The organism is Niallia laureatilytica (genome assembly GCF_046613985.1).
GTDB lineage: Bacteria > Bacillota > Bacilli > Bacillales > Cytobacillaceae > Niallia.
The window spans coordinates 307,527-325,082 of the sequence record NZ_JBKKHP010000001.1 but is presented as its reverse complement, the minus strand read 5'-3'; the positions used below and the strand labels follow the sequence as shown (position 1 = coordinate 325,082).

Here is a 17,556-nt window from a genome sequence, read left to right as displayed (position 1 = left end):
ATGGAAACATCCTGCAACCCAGCCGTCGTAGCTTTATACGCCTTAGACCTGAAGCTTTGCGTCCTCATCTTTCAATGAGTTTGCCAGAAAAACAAAAAGTATGTATGTAATGAACGTATTTTCTATCGTCCAAATTTCCTATTTTTTTAGGAAAATATTAAAGTTCATAAATTCTAAATATTAAATCTAAAGAGATTATTCCTACCTAAAGAAGTTGGATGTGCATTGTTCATGTGGAAGATGCAATCCTTAAGGAAAACAGGTAAGCTTGCCGCCAAAGCACATGATTTATGAAAGAGTCCTATTTTAACTTTTTTTGTTAGAAATTTGTACAAATTCATATATAATAAACGGATAAAATACACTTATCGAGGAGATTTATGATGGAATGGAATTTGAAAGCATTTAATGAGCTAAATACTGTTGAAATGTATACGATTTTACAAGAAAGAACAGCTGTGTTTGTTGTCGAGCAAAATTGTCCTTATTTAGAGGTGGATGGAAAGGATATTGAATCCTATCATTTGTTCGCCCAATTAGACGGAGAAATTGCTGCCTATGCAAGAATATTGCCTGCAGGGGTGTCTTACAAAGAAGCGTCAATCGGCAGAGTGCTCGTTAAAAAAGCATACAGAGGACAGGGCCTCGCCCATGATTTACTGAAAAAAGCAATTATGTTTATCCAAGATGACCTAAACGAGACAGCAATCAAGATTCAGGCTCAGAGTCATTTAGAGAAATTTTACGCTTCATTTGGGTTTAAGTCTATTTCTAGTAGTTACTTAGAGGATAATATTCCTCATATCGATATGCTGCTCACTTTTTCAGAGTAAGAGGGAGGTTATATTGGGAAAGGGAGAGTGGCTAAGTTGAATCTCCAGCAGCTTGATGAATTATTGCGAAGTCTTGATTATATTGAAGAACTTCAAATTAAGACAGGAGAAAATGTGAATGACTTTGATGGTCATGAATTACATATAGAAAATGGGGATGCAATCCCTAGAATGCGGGAAGAGTATTTTTTTCATAGAGGACCAATATTTATAAATAAACATCATCGCTATGCAGACATGCCTTTGCATATGCATTCCTTTATAGAAATCAATTATGTGTATTCAGGCACATGCCGCCAAATTATAAATGGTGAGGAAATACTATTAACGAAAGGACAAGTATGTATTCTTGATACAGATGTTCCACACAGTATTCCTGCACTGGGGAAGGATGATATCCTCGTCAATATCATTATGAAGAAAGACACCTTCTCCACTGCTTTTTGGTCGCAATTTACAGGGAAAGGTGTCGTTTCTGAATTTTTACTGAATGCTATAACAGAGAATCAGCTTCATGACAGATATATTCTGTTTCATTCAGAGCAGCATGACGAACTGCAGCATACTATCAAAAAATTGCTGTGTGAGTTCTTTTTTCCGACAGACTATTCGACAGATATTATTAATGCCTTGCTGCCTGTTTTGTTTTTTGAACTGATGCGAATTTATCAGCTTGATAAAAACTTCGAAACTTACGAAAAAATCGGCCGCACGAATATGATGGAAATTCTTCATTATATTGAAAATAACTATAAGGACTGTACATTAACCTCACTTGCAAAGGTATTTAACTTTAATCCAAATTACTTAGGCAATATGCTAAAAACGCGCACCGGCAAGACGTTTATTGAACTGCTACAGTCACAAAGAATGGTTAGAGCAGCTGTTCTCTTGAAAAACACCTCTAAAAGCATCGCTGACATTGCCTATGAAATTGGTTATGAGAGCAGCAGCTTCTTTCATCGCAAATTTAAGGAGCATTATCATTGCACACCATATCAATATCGGAAAAAGGGGAATTGACACAGCTTAAGACCTCATCTGTAAAAAGAGCATATTTTATCTGTAAACCGTTTATTGTATCCGTATTCAGAAAGCGTTTTAATAAGTGTAAGAACTAGTTCGACTTTTTGAATCACAGGAGGTAATGAGAATGAACGGAGCAGTAAGTGTATGGCGTCAGCGCATTGGCTATGGCGCCGCTGATTTTTCATGTAATCTCGTTTGGCAGATGATTGGATTATATTTAATGTTTTATTATACAGATGTTGTCGGCATTGCAGCCGCCCAAGTAAGCTTATTGTTTTTGCTGACAAGAATAATTGATGGTGTTGCTGATGTATTGATGGGAATCATCATTGACAAGACTAACACAAAATGGGGCAAATCACGGCCGTATTTCCTATACGGAGCCATCCCGTTTGCTTTGCTTGGTATACTGGCCTTTTATGTACCGGATGTGGGTCCTGCTTCTAAGCTGCTTTATGCATATATTACGTATACAGGTCTGTCGATTGCTTATACGATGGTTAATATCCCGCTGGCGTCCATATTGCCGAACTTGACAAGTGATCCGCAGGAGCGGACAATGCTTGCAACTGTTCGGATTATCTTTGCCTTGTTCGGCTCGACAGCTGTCAGTGTACTGACAATGCCGATGGTAAATACATTAGGTAACGGGTCCCAATCTCAAGGCTTCTTTTGGACAATGGTTATCTTTTCTGTAATCGCTTGCTTTTTATTCTTCTACACATTCCGCAATGTGCGCGAGAAGGTTGTTGTACAAGCAGAAAAAACAACTGTAAAACAAGCATTATCTACATTGAAAGGCAATAAGCCTTACTATGTTTTTGCAGTGAATATTTTGTTTATGTGGGGAGCCTACTTCTTTCAGCAAGGAGCGCTTATCTACTATTTTACTTATAATCTAGACCGAGCAGACCTTGTTGCCCTGATTGCAGGTATCGGGTCATTCGTTCCTATTGTCGGCACGGTGTTAACACCGATTATTGCAAAAAGAATGTATAAGCGCACACTATTTATGATTTCAAGCGCCGTTAATTTAGTAGGACTTTTCATTATGCTGGCGGCAGGCGGCAATATTGCGATTCTTATTACAGGTGCTATTGTGTCAGCGATTGGCCATGGAGCACGGCAAAGCATCTACTTTTCCATGCAGGCAGACCCTGTTGATTATGGGGAGTGGAAAACAGGTATCAATGCTGCTGGGATTTTGAGTGCGTTGAATGGCTTTATCGGAAAGGTAACGATGGCAGTTGCCGGCGCCCTTTTTGGCATGATGCTGACATGGGGGAATTATGTGCCGAATGAAGTGCAAACGAAAGAAGCATTGCTGGCAATTAAAATGGGCTACCTTATTATTCCGGCAATTTGTGTGATTATTTCGATGATTATTATGCATTTTTATAATCTCGACAAAATCTATCCGCAAATCAGAGCCGAAATTGATGCCCGCATCAAGACGGAAACAAAGGAGGAAGCCATATGAACTTTCAAAAAATCGACGACCAAGTGATTGTCCGAAACGAAGGGTTCGAAGAAACCGCAGAAAAGCTAAAGCCTGTTCTTCACGAAACAGCTGTTAGTCCTAAAGCTTTGGTTAAAGTCAAAGCGGATGAAGCTGTAATCCATGGATGGAAAACAGAATTTATCGCACCAATCAGCGCATTATCGCAAAATGACTATGGTAAAAACGATTCCTTCATTCTAGATTTTGGCGACCACTATGTAGGATATCTTTCGTTTGATGTTCGTCCTGTCGGAAGCCCTCCCGATGCCCCGCTAAAGCTGCGTTTAACAATCGGTGAAATGCCAGTTGAAATGGCAGAGCCGTTCACAGATTATGATGGCTGGCTAAGCAGTTCATGGCTGCAGGAAGAAACGGTTTATGTCGATGTGCTCCCAGGTGCTATCACACTGCCGCGAAGATACAGCTTTCGGTACGTTAAGTTAGAAGTTTTGGCTACATCACCAAAATACCGTGTCGCGTTTGAAAATGTAGAATGCAGGGCCGTAACTTCTGCTGATCAAATAGGGGTGGCAACGTTACATGAAGATCAACTGTTACAAAGCTTAGATGAAATCAGCATAAAGACACTAGCTGATTGCATGCAAGATATATTTGAGGATGGTCCAAAACGCGACCGCCGCCTCTGGCTGGGAGATCTGCGGTTACAGGCACTCGCAAACTATGAAACTTTTCAAACAAATGATCTTGTGAAACGCTGTCTGTATTTGTTTGCAGCAGTTCCTGATAAAGGCGGCCGAGTTGCTGCAAATGTATTCGTTGCCCCACAGCTGATTGCTGATGACACGTATTTATTTGATTATTCGTTATTTTTCTTGTCAACACTACGTGATTATTATGCTGCTACAAACGATTTAGAAACCTTGAAAGAACTGTGGCCGACTGCATACAGACAGCTGGAGCTTGCCTTAGAACGTTTGGATGAAAATGATATTCTTAGAGACTCTCCTGACTGGTGGTCGTTCATCGACTGGCAGGATGGGTTGAACAAGCAAGCACCTTCACAAGGGGTTTTAATCTATGTAATGAAACAGGCAATAGAGCTTTCAAGTATCCTTCAAACAGAGCAAACGGAATATTTAAAGCTGCGGCTAAAGGAAATTATGGCAGCAACAAAAGAGCATCTATGGGATGAAGAGAAGCAATTTTTTGTGAGTGGGCAAGACCGCCAAGTTTCATGGGCCAGCCAAATTTGGATGGTGCTGGCAGGTGTTCTCCCACAGCAAGAAAATCGACAGCTGTTAAACCGTTTGTTTCAAGAAAACCCAGATATCGGCATTGCAACACCGTATATGTACCACCATTTAGTCGAAGCATTGCTGCATGCGGGGGACAAAGACAGAGCCATTCTGGAAATGAAAGCATATTGGGGAGGCATGATTAAGGACGGAGCAGATACCTTCTGGGAGCTCTATAATCCTCATGACAAGAAATTTTCCCCGTACGGAAGCTATCTTATCAACAGCTATTGCCATGCATGGAGCTGTACGCCAACATATTTGATTCGAAAATACAATTTATAAGAAAGTAAGAGGCAATCGCAACATGATTGTCTCTTTTTTTGTAAAGGAGTGTTTCCGATTGTTTATTCTTATGTTATTTTAGTATAGATGTAAAAATATAGAAGGTGAGGAAAAGAATGCAACAAGATTGGCAGCTAATATGGCGTTTTTTAGGAATAGCATTTTACGTACTGTTTTATTTTGCGTGTATATTTATCATTAATATTGGTCAATCTTCCTTTAGCATCATAAGTGTTCCTGCTGTTTTGGTGCCCATATTGCTGATTTGGATTACAGGCTTAATGAGGAGAAAAGGTAAACTAACGCTTACAAACAGCATATCATTGCTGCTATTTACCATTCCTCCAATCATTTGTTTATATTTGTTAGGCCAAAATGAATACAAATCAACATTCACAACCGATAAATGGCTTCAATATGAGACAGAAAGAACCTATATGATTGATGATTTATTAGCAAACCATCCATTAAAGGGCAAACAGGAACAGGAGATTATTGCCTTGTTAGGCAGCAATATCGAGATGAACTACTTTAAAGAGGAGGATAATATTGTTTATCATCTTGGGATGGAGCGCGGATTAGTTTCTATAGACAGTGAGTGGTTGGTCATTCATTTGGATGACAACAGAGTAGCTGATAAGGTGGAGGTTGTCACAGACTGAGCTTATTACAGAAAGAGGTTAAAAATTCCTTGTTAATTTTTAACCTCTTTTTATTTTGCCCATTATTCTAAAAAAGTTTGAATAAAGGAACGAAACATTTTGGTTAATAGATTGAAAGAAATAGGACGAAAGAAAGTCTAAAATTTTAATGGAAGAGCTAAATAATGATGTAAGTGAATTTAATTCAAGAAGGTGAAAAGGATGAAGCTGGGAATCATCGCGAAACCCACCCGAGAAAGCTTTAAGGATGCTAATCAAAGCCAATTAGATTTTATCGAACTATGCGTGAACGAAGGCCAGGATGTTGCTGAGTTCCATAAGAACCGAAACCAATTAGTAAAGTGGAAAAAGCAGTATGGGATAGAAGTTGCTTCCATAGGCAGATGGAAATCCATTCGCTTAGATAAGCAAGGGCATGTCATACAAGCTGAGTTAGAGAAGTGTTTTCAATTAATTGATGTTGCAAGTGAATTAGAATGTGGAAATTTTGTAAGCGGTTGTAACTATGTGGATGAGTTATCTTACTATGATAATTGCTCTTCAGCAATCGCGTTTTTTTCTGCTCTCATTGATTATGCAAAGCCAAAGGGAGTCAGAATCTCTTCCTATAATTGCAGAAAAGTGAATTTTGTTCATAATCCGGAAGTCTGGAAAATCATTCATGGTCATTTAAAAGATTTAGGGATTAAATTCGATCCGTCACACAGCAGGTATTTTGGTGGAGACTATTTACAGGAGACTTTAGATTGGGGTGACCGTTTTAATCATATTCATTTAAAGGGTTCATTAATAGTTAATGGAACAAGAGTAGATGATCCTCCGGCTGGACTGGACCAAACTGATTGGAAATCATTTATTTCTTTATTAAGAGCAAAAGGCTATACAGGGGGATTAAGTATTGAACCGCATTCACCCATCTGGACGGGGGAACTTGGAAAGAGTGGTGTGAATTATACAATTGAATTTATGAAAAAACTCATTTTTTAAAGAGCAGGAGGATTAATATGACTAAGAAACTAAGATATGGCTTAATTGGAGCCGGCAGTAATGCAGAAAAAAAACACTTAAGCAATTATTTAAGTTTGCCTAATATTGAACTAGTTTCCATTTGTGATGTCAATCAGGAACATGCTAATAAGATAGCAAAAAAGTATCATGTTAAAAACATCTATACTAGCTATTCTGACATGATTGATAAAGAAAATTTAGATATTGTTAGCATTTGTACACCTAATTCCTTTCATACTCCGATCGCTATTTATGCTTTGCTGCACGGTGTCCATGTACATTGTGAAAAGCCGTTAGCACTAAATGCTATAGAGGCGCAAAAAATAGTCGATGCTAAAAACAAATCAGGTAAACAGTTAATGATTGGCCTAAATAATCGGTTTACAAATGAAGCGGTTTTTTTAAAAAGGCTTATTGATGCCGGCTATTTAGGAGAAATATACAAGGCGAAAACTGGTTGGATTAGAAGAAGCGGCATACCAGGAAGAGGAACTTGGTTTACAAATAAGGAGGTTGCTGGAGGCGGGGTTATGATTGATTTAGGTGTTCATTTTCTCGACTTAGCTCTTTATTTAATGGGACTGCCTGAGCCGAAATATGTTACAGGGGCAACCTATCAAAATTTCCACCAAACAGCTACTCGAAATAGAAATGGCTACAGTGGAAATCCAGCAGGTGTTTTTAATGTAGAAGATAGTGCTGCTGGCTTACTAAGCCTTCAATCCGGTGCTATTGTGCATTTTGAATTTGCTTGGGCTTCTAATATTGAACATGATCAAACATACCTTGAAATATTAGGAACAAATGGAGGAGCAAGCATTATTAACGGGGAGCTGAAGGTTTTTTCTGAATTACTTGACACAACTGTTGATATTACTCCAAATCTTAATCCTAACATAAAGCTAAAGAATGAGTTTGAACACTTTGTAAACAGCATTGTTTTTGCTGAAGAATTATCTGCTCCTGCAGAACATGGTGTATATATGATGGATATTATCGATCGCTTTTATGTATCTGCAAGTATGGGCGAACCTGTGTTTTTTAAAAATAAAGAGAAAAGAGTAAGAATAATAAACTAAGTTAAAAACCATGATTGAAAAAAGGAGAGAAGTAGGAATGAAGCTGGGATTTAATAGTGCTATTTTAGATGGTTGTACATTTGAAGAAGTCATAGATTTTGCATCAGAAAACGGATTTGCATGTGTGGAATTATGTGCTTGGCCAAGGGGAAAAGCGGTCCGAAAATATGCTGGTGTAACACATATTGATGTGGAACATGTAGATGTTGACTATATCCGTAATTATCTGGAAGCTAAAAATGTGAAAATCTCTGCTATTTGCTACTATCCGAATCCTCTTGATGGGGATAAGGAAAAGAGCGAGTATTATATTGCTCATCTTAAAAAATGTTTAGAGGCTGCTAAACAACTCAATGTGAATCTCGTAAACACTTTTATTGGCAGAAATCAGCATCTGTCTGTAGCTGAAAATCTTAAAATGGTAAGTGCTGTTTGGCAGCCTATTGTGGAATATGCGGAAAACTTAGGGGTGAAAATTGCCATTGAGAATTGCCCAATGCTTTTTACAAATGACGAATGGCCAGGGGGCCAAAACCTTATGACAACTCCAGCTATCTTTCGAAAAGTATTTGAGTTGATTCCAAGTAAAAATTTTGGGCTTAATTTTGATCCATCCCATTTTGTCTGGCAGCAAATGGACTATATTAAACCAGTGTTTGAATTTAAAGATCGAATCTTTCATGTGCATTTTAAAGATGTGAAAATATATAAAGATCGTTTACATGATGTAGGAGTTATGGCTGCGCCCCTTGAATATCTATCTCCCAAATTACCTGGGCTTGGTGATGTTAATTGGGGTACTTATATATCTGCACTAACAGATATCGGCTATACAGGCAATGCCGTGATTGAAGTGGAGGATAAAGCATTTGAGGATTCATTAAAATCAAGAAAAGACTCTATTATCATTAGCAAAAATTATTTAAGTCAATATTTTGTGTAAGCAGATATCTGGCTGCTAAGTCTTAAACATGGGAAATTAAATTGTATAAAAAAATAGCAAGTGATATAGTATAGAAAATATTTAATAAAGCGCTTACAAATTTAAGCGAAACGGTTCATCCTAAAATTAGAGGGAGGTATAAAGCTGTGTTTGAACAATATTTAGTGTGTGAGGAAGGTTTTAGGAATGTAGAAGATAATGGTGAAATAATAGGTTTTGAGCTGAAAATCCGGATTCCCTACTACCGAGGTATTGCATTGTCTTTAATTAATCATATAGAACTAGAAGTTAACGGAACAGCCTTTTTACAGGAAGATATGGTGTTCACCGTTAATTCCGGCAGTTTCCCTTATAAAGAATTAGCAACCGTTATAAATAATCGTTGGGAATTTGGCGAAAAAGCAACACTATTTGTTCGAAAACAAGGCGGATTAAACCCAGGAGAGCATCAGGTTCGCGTATTTGTTAGTTTGCGAATCTCCTATCTACCATGGCCAAATATAGGAGAAAATCAAAAGATACTGACACTGGAAGAGAATATTAGTTAATTATTTAATGACGGGGGTGGGAAAAATGACACAGAAAGCGAATATTAAAAGAGGGGTATCACTATATAGTTATCAGGAAGAGTTTTATACAGGAAAATTAAATCTCGAACAGTGTATTGCTGAAGTTGCCAAAACTGGTGCAAAAGGGATTGAACTTTTACCAGAGCAAATGCTTTTTGGATACCCGAAAGCATCCGATGAATTTGTTGAGCAATGGTTTGGCTGGATGGAACAATATGGTGTAGAGCCTGTTGCGTATGATGCCTTTTTAGATAATAAATTGTATGCGAATCGACTTTTAACATTGGAAGAAAATGTAGATATGATGGTAAGAGATCTAAAGCTTGCAAAGAAACTAGGATTTAAGATTCTCAGAACTTTAGTATCAACACCTCTAGAAGTTGTACAGGCAAGTATTCCTTATGCCGAAGAGTACGGAGTAAAAATTGCGTTGGAAGTACATTCTCCTTTTACGTTCGGAACTCCTTGGTTTGAGGAAAGAATGGAATATATCATTAGCAGTGGTACCCAGTGGTTTGGAATAATGCCGGATTTAGGGATTTTTGTTAAACGTATACCACCAGTTATGGAACAAAGATATATTCGTGACGGTGGCACACCGGAGATAATCCAATTTATAAGTGAAAACTATGCTAACGGTGTGGAAAAAGATAAAACATTAGAAATTGTTGCTAGTATGGAAAATTCCAATAAAGTGGACCTGGCTTATGCTGAATTGGCAAAGCATTTAATATACACAGATCCGCATATTTTGAAGAATTATATACCGTATATCATGCATGTCCATGGTAAATTTTATGATGTGACAGAGAATTATCAAGAGCCTAGTATCCCGTATAAGGAGATTATTGACATATTAGCGGAGGCTGGTTACGAAGGATATATTAATAGTGAATATGAAGGGAATCGGCATATACAAGATTTTATGGAGGTCGATAGTATTAAAAAGGTAAGTTATCATCAAACCTTATTAAGTAATTTATTAGATTAATAGTAAGTTTGGGCCTGTGTTTAGTAAGTACAGGTCCTCCCCTTTTTTTAACAAGATTATAGCGGCAGTTTTTAAGAAAAAATAGAATAACTATGGAGGCTAAAGGATGTTTAATACACAAACTGTCCAAACTTCAATAGATTCAAAAATTATAGCTATTTCCGTCATGCATGGCAATAGTACCCTTGATCACGTCCATAAGGATATAGAAATAATCTATGTCATAAAGGGAAATTTACAGGTAAAAGCGAACAATAAAACGACCGAACTGAATAAATCTGATTTTCTACTTGTTAATTCAAACGAGCTGCATTCTTTTCATTCTGATTCTGATAACTTATTTATCGTTTTTCATTTGAATTATTTGCAAACTTGCTCTCTTCTTGGTCAGGAAAATCCATTATTTCAATGTAATTCAATAGAACAGATAGCTTTATCACATCAAAAACTGCGAAGCAGCCTAGATGAGCTGTTGGCTGTTTACTTAAATCAACGCAATTCCTCGATGGTATTTTTTTTAGAGAAAGTGTTTAACGTAATTTCTATCCTTCAGCTAGAGTATTTAAAGGATAGCAGGCCGCTTGAAAAAAGAAGTTATACAACAGAAAATGGTCAAAATGAAAGATTAGTAGAAATACTTGAATATATTGAGAATAACTTTAGAGAGCCATTATCCCTTGAAGAGGTTGCAAGTATTCAATATATAACAGTGCCGTATTTATCGAAGTTCTTTAAAAAGCAAACAGGAAAAACCTTCTCCGAATATGTAAACAAAGTTAGAGTAGCACATGCGGTTAATGAGTTAATATACACAAATAAATCGATTACCCGAATTGCATTAGACAATGGTTTCCCTAATTTAGCAGCTTTTAATAGAGTCTTTAATGAAAGATTTCAGGTGAAACCAATAGAATATAGAAAACAGCATATAGAACCAAAGGAACAACATGAAATCTTAAAAGAAGATAAAACAGCTGAAAAAAAAGAGGCTTTTAGAGCATTACGTACATATTTAGAAGATGTAATTACAGCAGACGATTCAACCAAGAAGATTTCTGAAGAAAAGGATATTATAGTTAAATTAGGCAAGATGGATGCTTTTACAAAATATTGGAACAAAACAATTAATATAGGATATGCAACCGATATATTAAGCTCAGATATGCAGGAACAAATCACTTTTATGCAAAACGAAATAGGATTTACTTATGCGAGGTTTTGGGGGTTATTTAGTGATGAAATGCATGTGGACGACTATTCTAAAGATAATTCCACTTACAACTTTACAAATATAAATAAGTTATTGGATTTTTTAATAAAAAATAGATTAAAACCGTTTATTGAACTTGGACCCAAGCCGAAAATAGTGTCCAAGTCTTTTGAGCATACCATCACATTTCAAACAAACAGTAAAAGATCACTTGAAGAATGGAAGAAATTATTAAGAGCGTTTTTATTACATTGTATTGAACGATACAGTATTGAAGAAGTGGAAACATGGTACTTTGAAATTTGGAGCAATGAAATTGATCCTATACATAATTTAAAGAATCCTAGTAATAATTTTGTTAAAAACATCCGGCATGACCCGGGGCAGTTTGAGGGATATTTTAATATTTTCAGCTGCTTAAAACAGACGGTAAATGAAATTGTTTCATCTGCTAAAGTTGGTGGATGTGGATTGCCTATGGATTTAGAAAGGGAAAAATTAGATAAGTTCTTTCGACAGTGGAAATTGAACGGAGTAATGCCGGATTTTTTGTCGATCTATTTGTACTCCATTGAAGTCGATTCAGATAGAAATGTTCCTAAAAAGAATATGCTCTCTACCAATCCTGATTATATGAAGATGAAGCTTAAGCAGGTAAGAGAATCTATGCTGAACGCTGGTTTTGACAATATGGAGCTTAATGTAACAGAGTGGAATATTTCCATATCTAACAGAGATTATCTTAATGACAGCTGCTTTAAAGCGGCATATATAGTGAAGAATATTGTAGATAATATTAAACAAAATGTTAATATGATGGGCTATTGGATGTTTTCCGATATTTTTAGTGATTTTAGAGATGCTAAAAATCTTCTCCATGGAGGAGCAGGGCTCGTTACGAAAAATGGAATCAGAAAACCTGGTTATCATGCCTTTGTATTATTAAAACATTTAGGGGAAATCCTTGTTGCCAAGGGACCGAACTATATTATCACCAAAAAATCAGGGGATAGATATCAAATCATCTGCTTTAATTATAAACACTTTGACTATTCCTATTATTTACATCCAGAAGGAAGCACGGATATAAAGGAACAATATGATATTTTTGAAAATAATGACAAGCTTACTATTTCATTGGAGATACAAGGTGTCACCAAGGGTGAATACAGAATGAAAGAACAAATCCTAAACAGAGAACAAGGCAGTGTGCTTGATGAGTGGTTAAATTTTGGTTCTGTTTATGATATGAAGCCAGACGAGGTTGGATATTTAAAGCGCAGATGTGTACCTTCCATGAAAGTTGATCATATTTATGTCGAAAACAATGCAATCAAAATAACTGCAGAGCTCAAGCCGCATGAAATCAGATTGTATGAATTGAATTTATTATATCGAGAATGAGCAGATGCCAGAAAAGAGGATGAAAAATGATCATTATTTTTCATCCTCTTTTTTTATTGGTTCTTAAAGATAGGAGCAAGCTGTGTAAAAAACCTTTGCCTGAAAAATAGTTATAAACATAAGAGGTTAAAAATGTCACCGTAACTTTTAACCTCTTATGTTTTACATTTGAAACAGAGCCTAGAAAAAGTCCAAAATTTGCGTTTGAGATGTTAAGAATTGAAAAGGAATATGCTGAAATAAAAGGTAAAATTATCTTTGTAAGCGGAACCAATATACCTGAAAAATAAAGGAGACTTAAAATGAGTAAACTTCGAATCGGAATTATCGGTTGTGGCGGAATAGCTAATCAAAAACATTTTCCAGCATTATCGCAATTTAAAGAGATGTGTGAGATGGTAGCTTTTTGTGATATTCATATCGAACGTGCAGAAAAAGCAGCTGCGGAATTTGGATCAACCGATGCAAAGGTTTATGAGAATTATCTGGAACTATTAAAAGATGAATCTATTGATATTGTACACGTTTTAACACCTAATGTTATGCACAGTCCGATTACTGTTGCAGCATTTGAGGCAGGAAAACATGTTATGTGTGAAAAGCCGATGGCTCATAATACAGAGGCTGCTGCGAAAATGATGGAGGCTTGGAAAAAGTCTGGGAAGAAGTTCACCGTAGCCTATCAAAACCGATTTCGAGAGGAAGTACAAGCTTTATATAAATCCTGTGAAAAAGAAGAGCTTGGAGATATCTATTTTGCAAAAGCACATGCTGTCCGCCGTCGTGCTGTTCCAACTTGGGGAGTGTTTCCTGATAAATCACAACAAGGCGGTGGGCCACTAATTGATATTGGTACACATGCTCTAGATATTACTTTATGGCTGATGAATAATTATAAGCCGGTTTCTGTTTCAGGCTCTGTATTTAATAAGCTTGGCAGCTTAGCAGAAGCTACAGAAGGAAATTTATTTGGTCCGTGGGATCCTGAAACATTTGAAGTAGAAGACTCAGCATTTGGATATATCAAAATGGACAACGGAGCCACTATTTTCCTTGAATCCTCCTGGGCACTAAACATATTAAACGCAAAAGAAGCGGCAACTACTCTTTGTGGCACAAAAGGAGGAGCAGAAATCATTTCGGGCATGGGTTATAAGGATAAAGAATTAGTTTATAACACAACACATAATGGACGATTAGTGGAAGAGCGAAGATCACCGGTTGGAAACATTGCCTATTTCGATGGCAGCAATAACTCACCAGAAGTGCTCGAAGCAAAGCAATGGCTAGAGGCTGTCCGAGAAGATAAAGAACCCCTTGTTAAACCAGAGGAAGCGTTTGTCGTAACGAAAATTTTAGACGCTATTTACCAATCAGCAGAAACAGGGAAAGAAATTATTTTTGAAAAGGAGTAACAAGATGACGTTCATAATGAAATTGCCTTTTGTTGATACTGTCGTAGATAATAGTTTAATTAACACAACAATAAATGGAAAAAAGATTGGCTATGAATTTCAAATAAGATTAAGCTATTATCGCGGTCATTACTTATCTTGCATTGAAGAGCTATCAATTGCTGTAAACGATAAAATAATTGATTCCAATGATATTAATTTCTGTCTTAATGGAAAGGAATTCACAATAGGTCAATTGCCTAATTTAGTTTCAGAATTTTGGAATGTAGATAAGCCAGCTACTATTAAAGTTTATTCTCCAGGAGGAATAAAAGAGGGGGATTATAAGATTGATGTAACCCTCTTGCTTCGAAATGCATATATGTATGTTCCTGGAAATACAGAAAACCACAATTACGCAGTATTAGATTCTTGCGGCAGCAAGACGCTGACACTAAATACGAAGGAAGGGAGAACTAAATTAGATGTCTGAGATAAAATTAGGAGTTTCCCTATTTAGTTTTTCAACAGATTTTGTAAAAGGCAAGCTATCATTAGAAGATTGTATCCGTTCAGCGGCAGAAATAGGGGCGGAAGGCTTTGAGCTAGTTGGAGCAACCATGCTGCCTTCTTACCCATATGCAAGTGAAAAAGTCGTGAATGAAATGAAAAGCATGACCGATCATTATGGAATTGATTTTGTCTCTTACGGAGCTAGTGCTGATCGAGGTGTCATAACTGGAAGAGATTTAACAGATGATGAATTAGTGCAGTCGACAATTTTAGATATAAAAACAGCAAGCAAATTGGGATGTAAATTAATGAGGGTACAACCACACTTATCACCAGCGGCAGTTTCGAAATTAATTCCTTATGCTGAGAACTACGGAGTGCAAATAGGTGTTGAGATTCATAATCCGCAAACACCATCTTCTCCAAAGGTTCAGGAGTATGTGGAAATATTTGAGCAAACAGGATCCAAATATATTGGCTTTGTTCCAGACTTCGGCTGTTTTGCAACAAAGCCAAATAAAGTTTACTGGGATGAAGCATTAGAAAAAGGGGCGCCATTAGAGCTGTTAGAAATGGCTGCTAATCTTCGCTATGACAGCATCCCACAAAATGAAGCTAGACAACGTTTAATCAATGCTGGAGCGAATGAGGCGGTAATGGGAGCTTTTCAGGGAATGTATGGCTTTGTAACGTTTACCCGCGAACCTGATTTAACAGGACTAGCGAAAATAATGCCACATGTCTTATATTTTCATGGGAAGTTTCATTATATGTATGATCATTTAGAAGAAGCGAGTATTCCGTATGAAGATATATTGCCAGTTATCAAGCATTCTAAATTTACAGGCTATATTATGTCAGAATATGAAGCATCAGAAAATGCTGTTGAAATGACAAAACGCCACTTACAAATGGAACGTAAAATATTACAAAATCTACAAACAGTATAATATTGATTGCTCGGTAAGCTCCCATACTAAAAGTATGGGCTTTTTTTTGCTGACAAAACGTTAGGTAAAAGCAGTATGCAATTTTTAACCCATTGTAAAAACAGATATTTATTAGATTAAATATCATGTGCTAACAGTGTAAAAAAAGGATATCTGCAGGAGGGTGATGTATATACAATATGATTAAGTAAGCGCTTAACTTATTGTAAATACAAGGCAGAGAGGAAGAGATTATAATAGTGAACTGATTTGGAAGATTTATATAATATAAGGGGGTAAGTATAAATGAGCAAAGGCTTGGATGGTAATGCTGTTACAGAGAGTATAAGTTCACAGAGCATAATCGTGAAGGATAAGGAAAGACTGTCTTTCTCAACCAAAATTAGCTATGGTTTAGGAGATTTTGCAAGTCAGCTATTTTGGAGCTTCAGCGGTTCCTATCTTACGATTTTTTATACGGACGTAGTTGGGTTTACACCAGCAATTGTTGCGATGATTATGTTAGTTGCTCGAATCTTAGATGGAGTTAAAGATCCGATGATTGGTGTTTTAGCAGATCGTACAAAATCAAAATATGGCAGATTCAGACCATATATATTATATGGGACACCATTTCTCGCTTTATTCAGTGTACTTGCCTTCACAGCTCCTGGTTTTGGCGGAAATACGGAAGCTAAAATTGCCTGGGCTTTGTTTACGTATATCGGTTTAGGGCTGTTATATACAGTTGTTAATTTACCTTATGGATCTTTAGCTGCAGTAATGTCAAAAGATTCTGGTGAACGCACAGCGTTAAGCTCCTTCAGGATGCTTTTCACAAACCTAGGCAGTGTGTTGCTTGCTGTTATCTCTATGCCATTAATCTTGTTTTTTAGTGGAGGCACAGGAGAGCAAATAACGGCAAAAGGATATACCATGACAGCGCTTGTTCTCTCAGTAATTGCTATCCCGCTGTTTTATATGGTTTTTTTCAAATGTAAGGAAGTGGTTCAGCCGATAAATAAAAATAAAATATCTATTAAAGATTCCCTTGCAGCTATTGTTACGAGTAAATCCTTAATATGTATATTCTTTATATTGTTAGTTTCCTTAACCGCCTTTTTTGGCAGAATGGGAGTGCAGATTTATTACTACCTATATGTTATAAAAAGGATGGATTTAATTGCGCTATTCATGCCTTTACCAGCCATAGGCGCAGCTATCGGGATTATCGTATTTGCAAGATTTGCTAAAAACATTGGCAAAAAAAATATGTTATACATCTCTTACAGTTTAGCATCTCTTTCACTTCTTCTTTTATATTTTGTAGATTTTAATAATATACCGTTACTATTAATAGGGACATTCATTTTTGGACTAACGCAATTCGGTATTCCACTTGTAATTGCGATGGTGCCTGATGCGATTGATGAAATGGAGGATAAAAAAGGGGTGCGTGCAGATGGTACCGCTTACGCTGCAACGAGTATTGCTACGAAATTTGCCAGCGCTATTGGCGGTGCAGCAACTGTTTCGTTACTAGGATTTTTTGGGTATGTTGCCAATGCAGAACAAACCGCAGAAGCGATGAACGGCATCAATCTAGTAGTTAATATTGCTCCAGCCATCTTGTTCTTGTTAGCTATTATTCCAGTTAAATTGTATGGCTTAACAGAAGAAAAGGCAGCGAAAATTAGAGAAAGCTTAGATGAAAAACATCTCAATAAAGACAATAAATAAAATGTAAGGGTTATCATAACACGCAGTTCTTTTTGAACCTTCTTTTAGCAAGCAAAGGGGATAAATAAATGCGTGTTTTTTTATGTCTTTGTACGAGAGATTAAAAAATGACCATAAATTTTTAATCTAAATAAGGGAGCAGTAAAGGAAGGATAAAAATTTAATACTTTGTGAAAAAGGATGAGAAAGTCCTTTTAAAAGATAATCGCT

At 36.7% G+C, this 17,556-nt stretch carries 15 protein-coding genes and 1 riboswitch; all 15 genes read left to right on the top strand.

Annotated elements, in window-relative coordinates:
• Positions 1-9: 9 nt before the first annotated feature.
• Positions 10-95, bottom strand: a riboswitch (cyclic di-GMP riboswitch).
• 288 nt (positions 96-383) lie between these two features.
• The 15 genes from ACLIJJ_RS01610 (at position 384) to ACLIJJ_RS01540 (ending at position 17,346) form a co-directional block, all read left to right on the top strand.
• Entirely contained in the window at positions 384-833 is a 450-nt protein-coding gene (locus ACLIJJ_RS01610; protein ID WP_341079520.1) for a GNAT family N-acetyltransferase, read from the top strand.
• Positions 834-860: 27 nt separating this feature from the next.
• Entirely contained in the window at positions 861-1,856 is a 996-nt protein-coding gene (locus ACLIJJ_RS01605; RefSeq protein ID WP_233313570.1) for an AraC family transcriptional regulator, read from the top strand.
• A 130-nt stretch (positions 1,857-1,986) separates the two neighbouring features.
• On the top strand, positions 1,987-3,342 hold the full coding sequence (locus ACLIJJ_RS01600) for a glycoside-pentoside-hexuronide (GPH):cation symporter (protein WP_411410485.1): 1,356 nt from the start codon (positions 1,987-1,989) through the stop codon (positions 3,340-3,342).
• Positions 3,339-4,904: an alpha-L-rhamnosidase-related protein gene (locus tag ACLIJJ_RS01595; protein WP_411410484.1), complete on the top strand. Its 1,566-nt coding sequence runs from the start codon at positions 3,339-3,341 to the stop codon at positions 4,902-4,904. The genes ACLIJJ_RS01600 and ACLIJJ_RS01595 overlap by 4 nt, the downstream gene beginning before the upstream one ends.
• A 116-nt stretch (positions 4,905-5,020) precedes the next feature.
• On the top strand, positions 5,021-5,566 hold the full coding sequence (locus ACLIJJ_RS01590; RefSeq protein WP_411410483.1) for a hypothetical protein: 546 nt from the start codon (positions 5,021-5,023) through the stop codon (positions 5,564-5,566).
• 201 nt (positions 5,567-5,767) lie between these two features.
• Positions 5,768-6,553 carry a sugar phosphate isomerase/epimerase family protein gene (locus ACLIJJ_RS01585; RefSeq protein WP_237941577.1) on the top strand — a complete coding sequence of 262 codons (786 nt, stop codon included), beginning with the start codon at positions 5,768-5,770 and terminating at the stop codon, positions 6,551-6,553.
• A gap of 17 nt (positions 6,554-6,570) precedes the next feature.
• A complete protein-coding gene (locus tag ACLIJJ_RS01580) occupies positions 6,571-7,653 on the top strand; it encodes a Gfo/Idh/MocA family protein (protein ID WP_411410482.1) in 1,083 nt (360 codons plus the stop codon).
• Between the two features lie 37 nt (positions 7,654-7,690).
• Positions 7,691-8,596 carry a sugar phosphate isomerase/epimerase family protein gene (locus ACLIJJ_RS01575; protein WP_411410481.1) on the top strand — a complete coding sequence of 302 codons (906 nt, stop codon included), beginning with the start codon at positions 7,691-7,693 and terminating at the stop codon, positions 8,594-8,596.
• Positions 8,597-8,742: 146 nt separating this feature from the next.
• Positions 8,743-9,144, top strand: coding sequence for a C-glycoside deglycosidase beta subunit domain-containing protein (locus ACLIJJ_RS01570; RefSeq protein ID WP_251645511.1), 402 nt, complete (start codon positions 8,743-8,745; stop codon positions 9,142-9,144).
• A gap of 25 nt (positions 9,145-9,169) precedes the next feature.
• Positions 9,170-10,156: a sugar phosphate isomerase/epimerase family protein gene (locus ACLIJJ_RS01565; protein WP_411410480.1), complete on the top strand. Its 987-nt coding sequence runs from the start codon at positions 9,170-9,172 to the stop codon at positions 10,154-10,156.
• Between the two features lie 106 nt (positions 10,157-10,262).
• Positions 10,263-12,770, top strand: a complete 2,508-nt coding sequence (locus ACLIJJ_RS01560; RefSeq protein ID WP_411410479.1) for a GH39 family glycosyl hydrolase — start codon at positions 10,263-10,265, stop codon at positions 12,768-12,770.
• A gap of 302 nt (positions 12,771-13,072) precedes the next feature.
• Entirely contained in the window at positions 13,073-14,185 is a 1,113-nt protein-coding gene (locus ACLIJJ_RS01555; RefSeq protein ID WP_233313580.1) for a Gfo/Idh/MocA family protein, read from the top strand.
• A 4-nt stretch (positions 14,186-14,189) separates the two neighbouring features.
• Entirely contained in the window at positions 14,190-14,657 is a 468-nt protein-coding gene (locus ACLIJJ_RS01550) for a C-glycoside deglycosidase beta subunit domain-containing protein (protein WP_341077270.1), read from the top strand.
• The gene (locus tag ACLIJJ_RS01545) at positions 14,650-15,627 is read left to right on the top strand and encodes a sugar phosphate isomerase/epimerase family protein (RefSeq protein WP_237941571.1); all 978 of its coding nucleotides are present in this window, start codon (positions 14,650-14,652) and stop codon (positions 15,625-15,627) included. Before ACLIJJ_RS01550 ends, ACLIJJ_RS01545 begins: the two co-directional genes overlap by 8 nt.
• A gap of 285 nt (positions 15,628-15,912) precedes the next feature.
• Complete coding sequence (locus ACLIJJ_RS01540) at positions 15,913-17,346, top strand: MFS transporter (protein WP_233313583.1); 1,434 nt, start codon at positions 15,913-15,915, stop codon at positions 17,344-17,346.
• The last annotated feature ends 210 nt before the right edge of the window (positions 17,347-17,556 follow it).